General features: G+C 63.7%; 17 protein-coding genes. 9 read left to right on the forward strand and 8 right to left on the reverse strand.

Annotation, left to right across the window (positions count from 1 at the left end; translation table 11 throughout):
• Positions 1–37 precede the first annotated feature (37 nt).
• From ACM9ME_RS06105 to queE, 5 genes are all read left to right on the forward strand, one after another.
• Positions 38–1237 carry an aspartate aminotransferase family protein gene (locus ACM9ME_RS06105; RefSeq protein ID WP_415642548.1) on the forward strand — a complete coding sequence of 400 codons (1200 nt, stop codon included), beginning with the start codon at positions 38–40 and terminating at the stop codon, positions 1235–1237.
• Complete coding sequence (gene argF / locus ACM9ME_RS06110) at positions 1234–2175, forward strand: ornithine carbamoyltransferase (protein ID WP_415642549.1); 942 nt, start codon at positions 1234–1236, stop codon at positions 2173–2175. Before ACM9ME_RS06105 ends, argF begins: the two co-directional genes overlap by 4 nt.
• 34 nt (positions 2176–2209) lie before the next feature.
• Positions 2210–3133 (forward strand): Hsp33 family molecular chaperone HslO, encoded by a 924-nt coding sequence (gene hslO, locus ACM9ME_RS06115; protein ID WP_415642550.1) that lies wholly within the window; start codon positions 2210–2212, stop codon positions 3131–3133.
• Positions 3134–3269: 136 nt separating this feature from the next.
• Positions 3270–3947, forward strand: a complete 678-nt coding sequence (gene queC, locus ACM9ME_RS06120) for a 7-cyano-7-deazaguanine synthase QueC (protein ID WP_415642551.1) — start codon at positions 3270–3272, stop codon at positions 3945–3947.
• Positions 3944–4576, forward strand: a complete 633-nt coding sequence (queE, locus tag ACM9ME_RS06125; RefSeq protein WP_415642552.1) for a 7-carboxy-7-deazaguanine synthase — start codon at positions 3944–3946, stop codon at positions 4574–4576. Before queC ends, queE begins: the two co-directional genes overlap by 4 nt.
• Here queE and ACM9ME_RS06130 read toward each other — a convergent pair.
• From ACM9ME_RS06130 to lipB, 3 genes are all read right to left on the reverse strand, one after another.
• On the reverse strand, positions 4573–5223 hold the full coding sequence (locus tag ACM9ME_RS06130) for a hypothetical protein (protein ID WP_415642553.1): 651 nt from the start codon (positions 5221–5223) through the stop codon (positions 4573–4575). The genes queE and ACM9ME_RS06130 overlap by 4 nt on opposite strands.
• 155 nt (positions 5224–5378) lie before the next feature.
• Entirely contained in the window at positions 5379–5639 is a 261-nt protein-coding gene (locus tag ACM9ME_RS06135) for a hypothetical protein (protein WP_415642554.1), read from the reverse strand.
• An 88-nt stretch (positions 5640–5727) separates the two neighbouring features.
• Positions 5728–6381, reverse strand: coding sequence for a lipoyl(octanoyl) transferase LipB (gene lipB / locus ACM9ME_RS06140; RefSeq protein WP_415642555.1), 654 nt, complete (start codon positions 6379–6381; stop codon positions 5728–5730).
• A gap of 58 nt (positions 6382–6439) precedes the next feature.
• On the opposite strand from lipB, the gene ACM9ME_RS06145 reads away from it, so the two are divergent.
• Positions 6440–7240, forward strand: a complete 801-nt coding sequence (locus ACM9ME_RS06145) for a hypothetical protein (protein WP_415642556.1) — start codon at positions 6440–6442, stop codon at positions 7238–7240.
• Here the strand turns inward: ACM9ME_RS06145 and hemF are convergent.
• Together hemF and ACM9ME_RS06155 are read right to left on the reverse strand one after the other, a co-directional pair.
• Complete coding sequence (gene hemF, locus ACM9ME_RS06150) at positions 7237–8079, reverse strand: oxygen-dependent coproporphyrinogen oxidase (protein WP_415642557.1); 843 nt, start codon at positions 8077–8079, stop codon at positions 7237–7239. The genes ACM9ME_RS06145 and hemF overlap by 4 nt on opposite strands.
• Positions 8073–8519 (reverse strand): tRNA (cytidine(34)-2'-O)-methyltransferase, encoded by a 447-nt coding sequence (locus tag ACM9ME_RS06155; RefSeq protein WP_415642558.1) that lies wholly within the window; start codon positions 8517–8519, stop codon positions 8073–8075. Before ACM9ME_RS06155 ends, hemF begins: the two co-directional genes overlap by 7 nt.
• Before the next feature lie 134 nt (positions 8520–8653).
• Between ACM9ME_RS06155 and petA the strand changes: the two genes are divergently transcribed.
• From petA to ACM9ME_RS06170, 3 genes are read left to right on the forward strand one after another with little or no spacing between them, the layout of a single operon-like run.
• Positions 8654–9229, forward strand: coding sequence for a ubiquinol-cytochrome c reductase iron-sulfur subunit (gene petA, locus ACM9ME_RS06160; RefSeq protein ID WP_415642559.1), 576 nt, complete (start codon positions 8654–8656; stop codon positions 9227–9229).
• Entirely contained in the window at positions 9226–10533 is a 1308-nt protein-coding gene (locus ACM9ME_RS06165) for a cytochrome b (protein ID WP_415642560.1), read from the forward strand. Before petA ends, ACM9ME_RS06165 begins: the two co-directional genes overlap by 4 nt.
• A gap of 14 nt (positions 10534–10547) precedes the next feature.
• Entirely contained in the window at positions 10548–11411 is an 864-nt protein-coding gene (locus ACM9ME_RS06170) for a cytochrome c1 (protein WP_415642561.1), read from the forward strand.
• Here the strand turns inward: ACM9ME_RS06170 and ACM9ME_RS06175 are convergent, their stop codons facing one another.
• Genes ACM9ME_RS06175 through dusB form a run of 3 tightly spaced genes read right to left on the reverse strand, consistent with a single transcriptional unit; the run spans position 11412 to position 14829 of the window.
• Positions 11412–12812 (reverse strand): sigma 54-interacting transcriptional regulator, encoded by a 1401-nt coding sequence (locus ACM9ME_RS06175; RefSeq protein WP_415642562.1) that lies wholly within the window; start codon positions 12810–12812, stop codon positions 11412–11414. It lies immediately after the preceding gene.
• Positions 12809–13834, reverse strand: a complete 1026-nt coding sequence (locus ACM9ME_RS06180) for a two-component system sensor histidine kinase NtrB (protein ID WP_415642563.1) — start codon at positions 13832–13834, stop codon at positions 12809–12811. The genes ACM9ME_RS06175 and ACM9ME_RS06180 overlap by 4 nt, the downstream gene beginning before the upstream one ends.
• Positions 13831–14829: a tRNA dihydrouridine synthase DusB gene (gene dusB, locus ACM9ME_RS06185; RefSeq protein WP_415642564.1), complete on the reverse strand. Its 999-nt coding sequence runs from the start codon at positions 14827–14829 to the stop codon at positions 13831–13833. Before dusB ends, ACM9ME_RS06180 begins: the two co-directional genes overlap by 4 nt.
• Positions 14830–14886: the final 57 nt, after the last annotated feature.

Below are 14886 nucleotides of genomic sequence, written 5' to 3' on the forward strand. Positions count from 1 at the left end.
CCTGACCGGGTCGCCTCTTTGCTTTGGGAGTTTCGCCATGCCGATCACGCCGCTCATGCCCGTCTATCCCCGTTGCGGGGTTCGGCCGGTGCGAGGCGAGGGCGTGTATCTTTATGGTGAGCGCGGCGAGAAATACCTCGATTTCGCCGCCGGTATCGCGGTCAATGCACTGGGGCACGGCCACCCGCATCTGACCAAGGCGATTGCCGAACAGGCGGCGACGCTGATGCACGTCTCCAACCTCTATGGCTCGCCGCAGGGGGAAGCGCTGGCGCAGCGCATCGTCGACAACAGCTTTGCCGATACAGTGTTCTTTACCAATTCGGGCGTCGAGGCGATCGAGTGCGCGATCAAGACCGCGCGCCGCTATCACGACGTCAACGGCAATCCCGAACGCTACAAATTGATCACGTTCAAGAATGCGTTTCACGGACGCTCGCTCGGCGCGATTTCGGCTACCGATCAGGCCAAGATGCGCGACGGGTTCGAGCCGCTCCTGCCCGGCTTCGATTATGCGCGGTTCAACGATCTCGAAGGAGCGCTGGCGCTGATCGACGCCGAGACCGCTGGCTTCCTTGTCGAGACGATCCAGGGCGAAGGCGGCATGACCGCCGGTTCGCAAGAGTTCATCACCGGTCTGCGCAAGGCGTGCGATGAACACGGCCTGTTGCTCATCCTCGACGAAATCCAGTGCGGTTACGGCCGCACCGGCAAGATGTGGGCGTATGAGCATTACGGCATCACGCCGGACATCATGACCGCAGCAAAGGGTATTGGCGGCGGCTTCCCGTTGGGCGCGTGTCTCGCGACCGAGGAAGCGGCCAAGGGCATGGTCATCGGCACGCACGGCTCGACCTATGGCGGCAATCCGCTGGCCATGGCGGCGGGGCAGGCAATCCTCGACGTGATGCTCGAACCGGATTTCCTGCCGCATGTCACCGCTATGGGTGACCGGTTGCGTCAGGCATTCGAGCAATTGATTCCCAATTACGATCATCTGTTCGAAGAAATCCGCGGCAAGGGTCTGATGCTCGGCATCAAGATGAAAGACACGGCGGTCAGCCGCGATTTCGTCGCGCATTTGCGAGATCATCATGGGCTGCTGACCGTCGCCGCAGGCGAAAACGTGTTTCGCGTGCTTCCGCCCCTGATCATCGATGACAGCCATATTGCCGAGTGTATCGAACGGTTGAGCGAGGGAGCGCGGACGTTTTCGCCGGTGCTGGCCGTCGCGTGATCCGGAACTTCCTCGACCTGTCGGACGCCGGCGGCGATGGCATTGCGGCAATCCTTGCCGATGCGCTCGACCGCAAGGCTGCGCGCAAGGGCTGGCCCAAGGGCAAAGTCGATGCGGATGCCCCGCTTGCCGGACATACGCTGGCGATGGTGTTCGAGAAGAACTCGACGCGCACCCGTGCCAGCTTCGACGCCGCGATCCGGCAATTGGGTGGCTCTTCGCTGATTCTCGACGCGGGATCGACCCAACTCGGACGAGGCGAGACGGTGGCCGATACCGCGCGTGTGCTCAGCCGATATGTCGATGCGATCATGCTGCGCACCGACGATCCGGCCAAGCTAGACGAGATGGAGCACTATGCCAGCGTCCCGGTGATCAACGGACTAAGCGACCGCTCGCACCCCTGCCAGATCACGGCCGATCTGTTGACCGCGCTTGATCGCGGCATCGCGCTGCCGGGCAGCAAATGGGCTTGGTCGGGCGACGGCAACAACGTCGTCAATTCGCTGATCGAAGCGGCCGGGTTGATGCGTTTTTCGGTCTCGGTCGCGTGTCCCGAAGGCTATGATCCCGATCCGGCGTTCGTCAGCCAGGCCAATGAACGCCTCGCCGACAGCAACGCGCGCATCACCATCGAGCGCGATCCGGCGCGCGCGACCGCCGATGCCGATGTCGTCGTAACAGACTGCTGGGTGTCGATGGGCCAGGCCGATGCCGACGCGCGTGTCGCCGCGCTGACGCCGTTCCGGATCGATGCCGGGCTGATGGCCACGGCCAAATCGGGCGCGACGTTCATGCACTGCCTCCCTGCCCACCGTGGCGAGGAAATGACTGCGGAGGTCATCGACGGTCCGCAATCCGCCGTGTGGGATGAAGCCGAAAACCGCCTCCACGCGCAGAAATCGATCCTGTTATGGTGCTTCGGCCTGATCGGTTGAGATCGATCGTGATCGTCACCATCTGGTTGCGACCATGACAGCTTTGAACCTTGGATCGGCCGTAGACCGCAGTCTCGGCTTCATCATCCCGTCGCGCCACGCGCGCGGTCGTGTCGTGCGCCTCGCCGCGACGATCGACGCGATTGCCGCCGCGCATGCTTACCCGCCGACGATCGAACGACTGCTCACCGAGGCTCTGGCGCTGACCGCTCTGCTCGGCAGCACGCTCAAGGACTCGGCCGGGCAGATGACGCTGCAGGCGCAAACCGAAGACGGCGTCGTCAGCCTGTTGGTCTGCGACTTTCAGGACGGCAAGCTGCGCGGTTATGTGAAGTTCGATGCCGAACGCCTTGATGAACTGGGCGACAGCCCGGGTCTCGAAGCCCTGTTCGGCAAGGGCTATCTGGCGATCACCTTCGATCAAGCCACGTCCGGCGAACGCTATCAGGGCATCGTTCCGCTCGAAGGCGATTCGCTGGGCCGCGCCGCCGAAAGCTATTTCGCGCAGTCCGAACAAATCCCCAGCCTGATCCGTATTGCCACCGCCGATGACGGCACCGGCTTGGTCGCGGGCGGTATCCTCATCCAGCATCTGCCCGAGGGCGAGGAGGGTCGCGAACGCCTGCACACGCGCCTCGACCATCCCGAATGGGAGCATGTCGCGATCATGGGCGGCTCGATCCGCGACAGCGAATTGCTCGCCCGCGATCTCGAACTCGATACGATCGTATGGCGCCTGTTCAACGAGGAGGATGAAGTTCGCACGCTGCCGGGGGTAGAACTCGCGCGCGGCTGCCGCTGCGACCGCGATTATGTTCGTGACGTGCTGTCGCGCTTTCCCGAAAGCGAAAAGGTCGAGATGGCCGACGAACGCGGGTTGGTCAGCGTCGACTGCGCCTTTTGCAGCCACGTCTTCGAATTTTCGCCCGGCGATCTTGCACCAGTAACCGGACGTTAACCCTACCGCGCGTAGAAGGGTTTCCAGCGAACGAGCTCTCGTGCGCTTCCTCCCTAGATGGCCGACAGGCCAAAACTGGGCCGTCCTTCGGGGCGGCCCATTGTTTTTGTGCGGGGCCGCTCATAGCTGCGCTGTCATGCAAATGGACAAGGCCAAGCCGGGCGAAGCCGCCGTCGTGCTCGTCTCAGGCGGCCTCGATTCGATGGTCGCGGGCGGCATGGCGCGCGAAGCCGGTTATCGCATCTTCGCGCTGACCATCGATTACAATCAGCGTCACCGCATCGAACTCGAAGCTGCGGCGCGGGTCGCGAAGATGCTCGATGCCGAACGCCATGTCGTCATGCCGCTCGATCTGACCCGCTTCGGCGGATCGGCGCTGACCGACGATTCGATCGCGGTGCCGGGAAACGGCGTCATGCCGGGTATCCCGGTCACCTATGTGCCCGCGCGTAACACGATCTTCCTCAGCCTTGCGCTGGGGTGGGCCGAAGCCGTCGGTGCCACGCGCCTCGCCATCGGAGTCAACGCGCTCGATTATTCGGGCTATCCCGATTGCCGCCCCGAATTCATTGCCGCGTTCGAAGGGATGGCCGGTGTCGCCACAAGGGAAGGCGGTTTCAAGATTCTCACCCCGCTGATCGACATGTCGAAGGCGGCTATCGCCTTGGAGGCGGCGCGGCTGGGGCTCGACGCCGGGCAAACCTGGTCGTGCTACGATCCGCAAAATGGACGGATTTGCGGCATTTGCGATTCGTGCCGACTGCGCGCCAAGGGCTATGCCGAAGCGGGCCTGACCGACCCCGCACTCGCATGACCTACGCCGTCAAGGAATTGTTCCTGACGCTTCAGGGCGAGGGGGTTCAGGCCGGGCGCCGCGCGGTGTTCGTGCGCTTTGCCGGCTGCAATTTGTGGAGCGGTCGCGAGCAGGACCGCGCCACCGCCGCCTGCAATTTCTGCGACACCGATTTCGTCGGCACCGACGGCGATGGCGGCGGCAAGTTTGCCGATGCCGAAGCCTTGGCCGAAGCCGTCGAGGCCAGCTGGGGCGCCGGGCGAGAGGCGCGCTACACCGTGATCACCGGCGGCGAGCCCATGCTTCAGCTCGACACCCCCCTGATCGATGCGCTGCATGCGCGTGGCTTCGAGATCGGCGTCGAAAGCAACGGCACACTCGAGGCACCGCCGGGCATCGATTGGCTGTGCATCAGTCCCAAGGGCGTCAACGTGCTGGCCCAGAAATCCGGTGACGAACTCAAGCTGGTCTGGCCACAAGCGGACATCGATCTCGACATCCTCGAACGCCTGGATTTTCGGCATTTCCTCGTACAGCCTATGGACTGCGCGGATGGCGAAGCGGCGAAAACCGCCGCAATCGCACTGGCGATGGCCCGCCCCAAATGGCGCCTGACGCTTCAGGCGCACAAGGCTTTGGGTCTGCGTTAGATCGGGTTCAGCCCACACCGCACGTCATAGGCATCGGTCTTGCGGTTCCAGCACGCCTTGGCGAGGTTGGGAAACGTCATCGTCGGCGGGTTATGGCCGACATTGAATTGCTGCTCGCGCCCCGGAAGCAAGCTGTTGCGAAACTCGCGCAGCCGCTCCAGCGCCACGATATAAAGGCTGCCGCGCGGCGCATAGAGCGCCGAACGTCCGACATGCGCCGACGTCTGGCAGAAACCGAGGATGCCCTGCACCGTCGATGTGCCGATATAGGTCTTGGTGCCGTAGCGATCGAGCGCCTGCTGCCCCGCCTTCACCGTTTTTTCGGTGCGTTTGAAATAATTGGCGAGCGTGGCGTAGCTCTTCGCCAGCTCTTCCTTGTGGTTGATCAGCACGCCGCCATACACGTCGCGCGACATCAGGGTTGGAAAACGCTGGCATTGCAGCGCCGCGACGTTGAGTCCGGCGCGCAATTGCCACACTAGATTGGCGCGCTGTTCGGCGGGCGTGGCCCCGGGCAGCGCAACGCCGATCCCCGGTTCCTCGAGCGTAATCGGCGCACCCGAATAATCGGGCGACTTCCAGAATATCTGCGCCGAAGCGGGCAGGGCTGTTGCAAGGGCCAGGCCGGTAATAAGCAAACGGATCACAGCAACATCCTCAAAGACTTGGCGCGCCATAACATGCGCGGACACCTGCGCCACAACGGACTGACTCGCCCGCGCCACGGTCCGGCGCAAAATAAAAGGGCCGCCCGGTCGCCCGGACGGCCCTTCGATATTCAGCGAAACCGCCGAACGCGAAATTACATCGCGTTCGTGGTGTTCGTCGTGGTCGAGGACATCGCACCGTTTTCCGCAACCGTGTTGGTCGTGGTCGAGTTGTCCATGGTGCCCATCGACGTGTCGTTGGTGGTCATCGCGTCGTTGGTCGTGCCGGCCATCGCGTCGGTCGCATTGACGTCCGTGACGTTGACTTCGGTCGTGTTCGTGTTCTCGGTCTTGCTGCAGGCCGAAACCGCCAGCGCTGCCGCAGCAACCATCGAAAGAGTGACAATCTTGCGCATCTTATGCTCCCTGAAAAAAAGGACCCGGGGTGGCTTCTGGCCTTAATACCCAAATCGAGGTGGGCTTTAGCTTTTCTTTTCGCCGCGCTCAAGCGGATTGTTGCACCGCGATTGCAGCCAACATTTTCGGCAGCGTTCCAGCCAGGGCCGCATCGAATTGCGCGGGTGAGATCGAGACTCCCAAGGCCGCTGCGCTGGTAACGCCATAATCGGAAATGCCGCACGGCACGATGCCGCCAAAGTGCGACAGATCGGGGTCCAGGTTGACCGAAAAACCGTGCAGCGTGACCCACCGACGCACGCGCACCCCAATCGCGCCGATCTTTGCTTCGCCGGATGGCGTGTCGGTCCATATCCCGATCCGGCCCTCCGCCCGGTAAGCGCGAATGCCGCATTCGGCGAGCGCCGCGATGACCCAGCCTTCGAGTGCGTGGACATAACAACGCACATCGCGCCCGCGCTGGCCGAGGTTGAGCATGACATAACCGACGCGCTGTCCCGGCCCGTGATAGGTGTATCGCCCGCCACGCCCGGCACGGACCACGGGAAATTGCGGGTCACGCAACTCGTCTTCGACGGCACTAGTGCCGGCAGTGTAAACCGGCGGATGTTCGAGCAGGCAGATACACTCCTGCGCCTTGCCTGCCGCGATCGCGGTGGCGCGCGCCTCCATCCACGCCAACGCTTCGGGATAAGGAACGGTCGCGTCGCTGACCCGCCATTCGATCTCGCCGTTGTCCATGCCGGTTCCTTGCCACCCGCACGGACGCACGGCTAGACGGCAGGCAAGGGAGATCGCGATGAAGGTCAGCGTCAACGAGGTTTGGGACGATACGCTGGCGTTCCTCCGGGCGGAACGCGCGCTGGTCGTGCCCGTGGCGCTAGGGACGATCTATCTTGCCTCGGTCATTGCGATTTCCGCGAGCCTGATGCTGGCGCCGACCGTGCGTGGTTTGCCGATCATCCTGGCCTCGGCCTGGGGCATCATCGGGCAGTTCGCGCTGATCGACCTGGTGCTTAAACCGCAGCGGTCGGTGCGCGAAGCGTTGGGCAAGGGCGCGCGGACGTTGCCCCCGGCAATCCTAGTCTACGTGATGATCGGCGCGCTGTTGATGCTGCTGTCGCTGCCGTTGATCTTTGCGATCATGCAGGCTGGCTATACCGCTGAAAACATGCCGGCGGTGATGGCCGACCAAGTGCAGATGATGAAACTCGCTGAAGCGCTGCCGTCTTGGGCCAGCGTCTATCTGCTCGCATTTTTCGCCGTTTGTTGCTTCGTCTTCATCCGGCTGATCCTGTGGAAACCGGCCATCACCATCGGCGGTCGCCCGATCGACGCGCTCAAGCAGAGCTGGGCGCTCACGCATGGCCGATTCTGGTCGCTATTCGGACTGGTGCTGCTGGCGGGATTGGTCACTCAGCTGGTCGACTGGGCCATCACCACGGCGTTCGGCGCCGTATTCCTGATCGTCGGACGCGCCATCGAATCGGCAATCGTCGCGCAACTGGTGCCCGCGTTGATCGCCGCGCTGGTCGCGACCGCGTTTCAAACGGTGATCACGGTGTTTGTCGCGCGCTACTATCAGCGCGCAACCTATTAACTCCAGGTCGCCAGCGGCGGCAGGCTCATCAGGATCGCATCGATATTGCCGCCGGTCTTGAGACCGAACAACGTTCCGCGATCATAGACCAGGTTGAACTCGGCATAGCGCCCGCGCCATTCGAGCTGACGCGCGCGGTCGGCCTCGGTGAACGACTGGCCCATCCGCCGCCGGATCAAAGCCGGGAAGGTGTCCAGAAACGCCTCCCCGACATCGCGCACAAAGGCCAGGTCGGTGTCGAAGCCGCCTTCCAGATGGTCGAAGAAAATCCCGCCGACACCGCGATGGATCTGGCGGTGCGGGATGTAGAAATACTCGTCGGCCCACGCCTTGAAACGCGCATGATAGTCCAGGTCATGCGCATCGCACGCCGCCTTCATGCGCGCGTGGAAGTCCGCCGTATCCTCGGCATAGGGGATGGGTGGATTGAGGTCGGCACCGCCGCCGAACCATTGCTTGGTCGTCCGCAGAAAGCGGCAATTCATGTGGATCGCCGGCGCGTGTGGGTTGGCCATATGCGCGACAAGGCTGATGCCGGTCGCAAAGAATCGCGGATCGTCGCCCGCACCGTGGATCGACTTGGCGAATTCGCCTTCGAAGGCGCCGCCGACGGTCGAGACATTGACCCCGACCTTTTCGAACACGCGGCCCTTCATCGTGCCCATCACCCCGCCGCCCGACGCGCCGCTGGCGTCGTCGTCGCGGTTCCACGGCGTGTAGGCGAAGCGCGAATCGCTGCCCGCTTCGCCTTCGATGACCTCGAACTCCGCGCAGACCCGGTCGCGCAAGCTCTCGAACCAGTCGCGCGCTGCCTGTTGTTCGCTGTCGAGGGTCAGCATGGCAGGCCACCGGTCTGGCGCAGCGCCTCTGCCACCGCGATGCCGCACGCGACCGACAGGTTCAGCGAGCGCGCGCTCTCGGCGATCGGAATTCGCACGCGCCCGGCGCACTGTGCTGCGATCGCTGCTGGCACCCCCGCACTTTCTTGACCGAACAGCAAAGTGTCACTCTCCTCGAACGAATGTCCGTACAAAGTCTCGTCCCCGTGTGTCGTCAACAGCACCAGCCGCGGGTTCGTCCGGACAAATGCGTCCCAGCTAATGTGCCGTGTAAGATCGACCCGCTCGATATAATCCATCCCCGCGCGTTTCAGCTTGGCGTCAGAAAATACGAAGCCGGTTGGCTCGATCACGTCGACCGGCACTCCAAAACACGCGGCGATCCGTAGCACCGCGCCCACGTTTCCGGCGATTTCGGGCTGGTACAGGGCGATGCGCACCGCGGCGCTTTGGCCCGACCGGACATTTGCTGCAAGCGGGCTCAAAATGACGTTTGCATGAACGGCGGCAAACGCTATCAGGCCAGCAGCCCCGTCCTCCGGGGCGATTTCGTATTCTAGGGACTATGCGTTCTATGGCCGAAGCGCCGATGATCGAAGGCGAGACGTTGGGCGCTGAGCCGACCGTCCGCCGCCGTGACTTTATCAATATCGGCGCCGTCGCGTTCGCGGGCGTCGGTGCCGTCGCGGTCGTTGCACCGCTGATCATGCAGATGGCGCCATCGGCCGACGTGCTCGCTGACGCGACGACCGAAATCGATCTGTCCAAGATTCTGCCGGGACAGGCGATCAAGGCGGTGTATCGCAAATCGCCGCTGTTCGTGCGCCAGTTGACCCCGGCCGAGATCGCCCAGGCCAATGCCGTGCCGATTTCGACGCTGCGCGATCCTCAGACGCTCGCCGAACGGACCAAGCCCGGCAAGACTCAGTGGCTGATCACCATGGGCGTGTGCACCCACCTCGGCTGCGTGCCGCTGGGTGCCGGCGAGGGCGAGAACAAGGGTGAGTTCGGCGGTTATTTCTGCCCGTGCCACGGGTCGGTCTACGACACCGCCGCGCGCATCCGCAAAGGCCCCGCGCCGAAGAATCTCCAGGTGCCGGATTACGTCTTCCGCACCGTCACCACCATCGAAGTCGGAGCGAAGGCATGAGCTTTCCCTGGGCCGAAAATTACGCGCCAAAGCATCCGCTGACGCGCTATCTGGATGAAAAGCTGCCACTGCCGCGGCTCATCTACAATGCGGTCGGCGCGGGTTATCCGGTGCCGCGCAACCTGAATTATTTCTGGAACTTCGGCGTCCTGTCGGGCGTCGCTCTGGTCATCCAGATCATCACCGGCATCGTGCTGGCGATGCATTATCACGCCGATGCCGGGGGCGCGTTCAACTCGGTCGAATCGATCATGCGCGACGTCAATGCCGGCTGGTTCCTGCGTTACGCGCATGCCACGGGTGCCTCGATGTTCTTCATCGTGCTGTACACCCACATCTTCCGCGGCCTGTATTACGGGTCGTACAAGCCGCCGCGTGAAGTCGTCTGGCTGCTCGGCGTGGTCATCTTCCTGCTGACGATGGCGACCGCGTTCATGGGTTATGTGCTGCCTTGGGGCCAGATGAGCTTCTGGGGCGCGCAGGTCATTACCGGCTTCTTCTCGGCGATCCCGGTCGTCGGCGAAGGCATCCGCGTGTGGTTGCTGGGCGGCTATGCACCCGACGCTGCCGCGCTCAACCGGTTCTTCTCGCTCCATTATCTCCTGCCGTTCGTGATTTTCGGCGTGATCATCCTGCACATCTGGGCGCTGCACATTCCGGGGTCGAACAACCCGACGGGTGTGGAGGTCAAGGGGCCGGCCGACACCGTGCCGTTCCACCCTTATTACACCGCCAAGGATGGCTTCGGGCTGGGTGTGTTCCTGATCGTGTTTGCGGCGATCATGTTCTTCATCCCCAATTATCTCGGCCACCCGGACAATTACATTCCGGCGAACCCGCTCTCGACCCCCGCGCACATCGTCCCCGAATGGTATTTCCTGCCATTCTACGCGATCCTCAAATCGTTCACCGCGAACTTCCTGTGGATCCCGGCAAAGCTGTGGGGTGTGCTCGCGATGTTCGGGTCGATCCTGCTGCACTTCTTCCTGCCGTGGCTCGATCGCTCGCCGGTGCGTTCGGCAAACTATCGTCCGCTGTACAAGAAGTTCTTCTGGCTGTTGGTCGTCGACGTGATCGTCCTTGGCTATTGCGGAGGCGCGCATCCGTCGAACACGATCGTGATCGTCTCGCAGATCTGCACGATGTATTATTTCGCGCACTTCCTGCTGATCCTGCCATTGGTGTCGATGATCGAACGGCCGCTGCCGCTGCCCAATTCGATCAGTGAAAGCGTTTTGCATGGCGAGGCTCAGGAGAGCGCGCCTTACGGTGTTGCGACTCCCGTCGCGGCTCCGGCCGAATAAGAGGGTAGAAGACCATGGTACGTCCGATCGGCGCTCTCGTCGGCCTGGGGTTTGTCGCGGCGCTCATCTTTTCGCTGGTCGGCACGATCATCAGCGCGGTGAGCGAGCCAACGCCGGAAACCGCCGCGCATTGGGTCGAGGAACATCGCGTCGAAAAGCATGTCAGCTTCTCGTTCGACGGACCGCTCGGCAAGTATGACCGCCAGCAGCTTCAGCGCGGCTATCAGGTCTATTCGGAAGTCTGCTCCGCCTGCCACTCGATGAAGCTCGTCGCGTTCCGCGATCTCGAAGCTATCGGTTTCTCGCCGGCCCAGGTGAAGGCAATCGCCAAGTCGAAGGACGTGCCGTCGCTTAACCCCGACACGGGTGAACCCTCGACGCGCAAGGGCCTGCCGTCGGACTATTTCCCGTCGCCATTCCCCAACGACATTGCCGCGCGCGCCGCGAACAACAATGCCGTCCCGCCGGACCAGTCGCTGCTCGCCAAGGCGCGTGAGGGCGGCCCGCATTACATCTATGAGTTGCTGACCGGCTATCAGGAGCAACCGGCCGAATTGCTCAAGCATTTTCCCGATGCGAAAACGCCTGAGGGGCTGCACTACAATCCGTATTTCCCCAATCTGAACCTCGCCATGGCGCCACCCCTGGCCGCCGATGGTCAGGTGACCTACGCGCCGGGCAATCCCAAGCCGACGGTCGATCAGATGGCGAAAGACGTCGCGGCGTTCCTGATGTGGGCGGCCGAGCCGAAGCTTGAACAGCGCCACCGCACCGGTTGGGCGGCGGTGATCTTCCTGCTGGTCGGCACCGGCTTCGCCTATTTCTCGTACAAGGGGATCTGGGCGGACAAGAAGGCGAAAAGAGCGGCCGCCGCCTGATCAGCCCTTGGGCGCGATCCCCAGTTCCGTGAGGCGTTTGCGAAGCGTGTTGCGGTTGATCCCGAGGATCGCCGCCGCGCGCAACTGATTGCCTCGAACCGCTGCCAGTGTCGTTCGCAGCACGGCCGCATCAACCTCCGCCAGCAACCGCTCGTACAGCCCCGGCGGGGGCAGCATGTCCCCCGAACGCCGGAAATGGTCACGCAACCACGCTTCGACGCGACCTTCCAGAGACGGAGCCGCAATCTCCCCCTCGGTCGATCGAATCGCCAGTTGCGCCTCGATATCGTCGGCGGTGATCGTCCGGTCGCGCGTCACCGCAGCCAGCCGGCGCATCAAATTTTCCAGCTCGCGGACGTTGCCCGGCCAGTCATGCTCGCCCAACCGTTTGCCCGCCGCGTCTTCCAGCGTCTTTCGCGGACTCCCGCCATCGCTTGCGCGGTCGAGGAAATGCTGCGCGAGCAACGTCACATCGCCCTCGCGCGCGCGGAGCGGCGGTAGCGCCAGCGGCACCACGTTGAGCCGGTAATAAAGGTCTTCGCGAAACCGCCCCTCCGCAATCGCCCGCGGCAGATCCTGATGCGTCGCGGCAATCACGCGGACATCGACTTTGCGCAGCCGCCCACCCGCGCTGCTATATTCGCCCGTCTCCAGCACGCGCAGCAGCCGCGTCTGCGCCTCCAGCGGCATGTCACCGATTTCGTCGAGGAACAGCGTCCCACCTGCGGCCTGCTCGAATCGCCCGGGGAACCGTGTGCCGCCCGCAAAGCCCGCGCGCTCCTGTCCGAACAATTCGGCCTCGATCGCATCGCGCGGCACCGCCGCCATGTTGATCGCGACGAACGCCTTGCCACGCCGCGCGCCGAAATCGTGCAATGCGCGCGCCACCAATTCCTTGCCAGTGCCCGATTCGCCCAGGATCAGCACGGTCAGGTCGGTCGGCGCGATTCGCGCGACGACGCGGTAAACGTCCTGCATCGCCGGCGACCGCCCGATCAGCGGCAACTCGTCGTCGGCAGCGGCCTCGACCCCACCGGCATCGCGCGCCAGCCCCTCGCGTACCGCGCGCCGCAGTTCGTCGAGGTCGAATGGTTTGGGCAGATATTCGAACGCACCGCGCTCCGTCGCCCGGATCGCGGTCGTCAACGTGTTCTGCGCCGAGACGACGATCACCGGCAGTTCGGGCCGCTTGGCCAGCACCACCGGCAACAGATCGAGCCCATTGCCGTCGGGCAACACCACGTCGGTCACCAGCAGATCGGGCATCGACCGCCCCAACATCTCGCGCGCCTCGGCAATCGTCGCGGCTTCGCGCACATCGTACCGGTCGCGTTTCAACGTTTCGACGATAACCATGCGGATCGCCGCATCGTCGTCGATGACGAGAATCTTCTTGGTCATGGCGCCACCTCCAGCAGCAGGCGGAACACGGTACGCGGCGGCGTGCCTTCGCGGGCGAACTGGATGCGGCCACCATTGTCGATAGTCAGCTTGTCGACAAGCGCGAGGCCGATCCCGCGCCCGGTGGCCTTGGACGATACGAACGGCTGGAACAAATGATCGACCAACTCGCGCGGCGGTCCGTCGCCTTCGTCGATCACACGCACTTCGACGCCCAGATTGCGGCGGCGCCCGTCCGCGCCCAACATGCTGACGCCGTGGCGATAGCGCGTCTCGACGGTGACCGTGCCGCCTTCGGGAGAGGCTTCGACCGCGTTGATGATCAGGTTGAGCAAAGCCTGCGCCATGCTGTCGGGCTCGACCAAGACGGGCGGTAACGATGGATCGAACAGCCGCTCCACCGCGACGCCCCGCGCGCGAGCCGCTTCGGCAAGACCCAGCGCATGATCGACGATCGCGTGGACGTTGTGCGCCGCGCGATCGAGCGGGCGATCGTCGGTGAAACTTTCCATCCGATCGATCAGGCGCGTGATTCGATCGACCTCGGTCTGGATCAACTGCGTGAAGCGCGCCTGATCGCCGCTGCCGCCCTCCAGCAATTGCGCTGCCCCACGGATGCCTGCGAGCGGATTCTTGATCTCGTGCGCCAGCATCGCTGCGACGCCGACCACCGACCGCCCGGTGTCATAGCCTTCGGCAATCGGTCGCGCGCTGCCCGATGCATAGAGCGACACCAGCCGCCCGCCGCCGGCATCGCCCAGCGGCGTCAGATGCACATCGACAGACGTCCCGGCGACCGACATATCGTAGAGCGACAGCGCCTCTCCCGATGCGACGGCGCGGCTGAACGACGCGGGCAGCCCGAGCAATTTTGCCGCCGGCGCATCGAGCAGCGCCCGTGCGCTCAGGTTGACGATGACCTGCGCCGCCGGATTGGCGAAACTGATGTAGCCCTCATCGTCGGTCAGCAGCATGCCGACAGGACTCGCCTCGATCAGCGCGGCCGCGGGCGCGAGGCTCACGCCGCCGCGCGGCTCAGCCAGGGCTCATAAAAACGCGCGAGCATGTCGAGCACCGTGCGCGCATCGGAAACCTGATTCACCGCATTGCGGAACTCGGCCGATCCCGTCAGTCCCTTGGTGTACCAGCCGATATGTTTGCGCGCCATGTTGACGCCGACCTGGTCGCCATAATGATCGAGCATCGCGCGATAATGTTCGGCGATCAGATGATATTGCGCCTCGATCGACGGCGCGGGCAGGGGCGTCGCGCCGGTCAGATGCGCGATGGTCTGCGCCAGCAGCCACGGTTTGCCATAGGCGCCGCGCCCGATCATCACCCCGTCCGCGCCCGATTGATCGAGCGCGGTCACCGAATCCTCGGGCGTCAAGATGTCGCCATTGACGATCACCGGCAGCGACACTGCGTCCTTGACCTTGCGGACGAACGCCCAGTCGGTGCTGTCGCGATACATCTGGCACCGCGTGCGCCCGTGCACGGTGATCATCTGCGCGCCCAGATCCTCGGCGATGTGCGCCAGTTCGGGCGCGTTGAGCCGCGAATGATCCCAGCCCATTCGCATCTTGACCGTCACCGGCACGTCGACCGCTTTGACCGTCGCCTTGATCAGGCTCGCGGCCAGCGGCAAGTCGCGCATCAGTGCCGATCCCGCATCGCCATTGACGACCTTCTTGACCGGACATCCCATGTTGATGTCGATAATCGCCGCCCCGCGATCGGCATTGAGCTTGGCGGCTTCGGCCATTTCGCGCGGGTCACAGCCCGCCAACTGCATCGACACTGGCTCTTCCAAAGGCGCCCAGGCGGCCTTTTGCAGCGACTGCCGCGTTTGCCGGATCATCGCCGGGCTTGCGATCATCTCGGTCACGTTGAGACCCGAACCGAAGCGTCGGACGAGTGTGCGAAACGGCATGTCGGTCACGCCGGTCATCGGCGCGAGGATCACCGGCGCGGCAATGCGGACCGGGCCGATCTGGATGGGCTGAATGCGGGGCATGGATTTGCCTATAATTTGGGCAGCTTGATTTGTCGACAGATTGGTGAGCGGCGGGCT

The sequence above is a fragment of the Sphingomonas antarctica genome (genome assembly GCF_965137005.1).
Taxonomy (GTDB): Bacteria; Pseudomonadota; Alphaproteobacteria; order Sphingomonadales; family Sphingomonadaceae; genus Sphingomonas_O; species Sphingomonas_O antarctica.

Bases quoted from the DNA above. Each gene is read 5' to 3' on its own strand.
- ACM9ME_RS06105 (WP_415642548.1), top strand. From the start codon at position 38: ATGCCGATCACGCCGCTCATGCCCGTCTATCCCCGTTGCGGGGTTCGG.
- hslO (WP_415642550.1), top strand. From the start codon at position 2,210: ATGACAGCTTTGAACCTTGGATCGGCCGTAGACCGCAGTCTCGGCTTC.
- queC (WP_415642551.1), top strand. From the start codon at position 3,270: ATGCAAATGGACAAGGCCAAGCCGGGCGAAGCCGCCGTCGTGCTCGTC.
- queE (WP_415642552.1), top strand. From the start codon at position 3,944: ATGACCTACGCCGTCAAGGAATTGTTCCTGACGCTTCAGGGCGAGGGG.
- ACM9ME_RS06135 (WP_415642554.1), bottom strand. From the start codon at position 5,639: ATGCGCAAGATTGTCACTCTTTCGATGGTTGCTGCGGCAGCGCTGGCG.
- lipB (WP_415642555.1), bottom strand. From the start codon at position 6,381: ATGGACAACGGCGAGATCGAATGGCGGGTCAGCGACGCGACCGTTCCT.
- ACM9ME_RS06145 (WP_415642556.1), top strand. From the start codon at position 6,440: ATGAAGGTCAGCGTCAACGAGGTTTGGGACGATACGCTGGCGTTCCTC.
- hemF (WP_415642557.1), bottom strand. From the start codon at position 8,079: ATGCTGACCCTCGACAGCGAACAACAGGCAGCGCGCGACTGGTTCGAG.
- petA (WP_415642559.1), top strand. From the start codon at position 8,654: ATGGCCGAAGCGCCGATGATCGAAGGCGAGACGTTGGGCGCTGAGCCG.
- ACM9ME_RS06165 (WP_415642560.1), top strand. From the start codon at position 9,226: ATGAGCTTTCCCTGGGCCGAAAATTACGCGCCAAAGCATCCGCTGACG.
- ACM9ME_RS06170 (WP_415642561.1), top strand. From the start codon at position 10,548: ATGGTACGTCCGATCGGCGCTCTCGTCGGCCTGGGGTTTGTCGCGGCG.
- ACM9ME_RS06175 (WP_415642562.1), bottom strand. From the start codon at position 12,812: ATGACCAAGAAGATTCTCGTCATCGACGACGATGCGGCGATCCGCATG.
- dusB (WP_415642564.1), bottom strand. From the start codon at position 14,829: ATGCCCCGCATTCAGCCCATCCAGATCGGCCCGGTCCGCATTGCCGCG.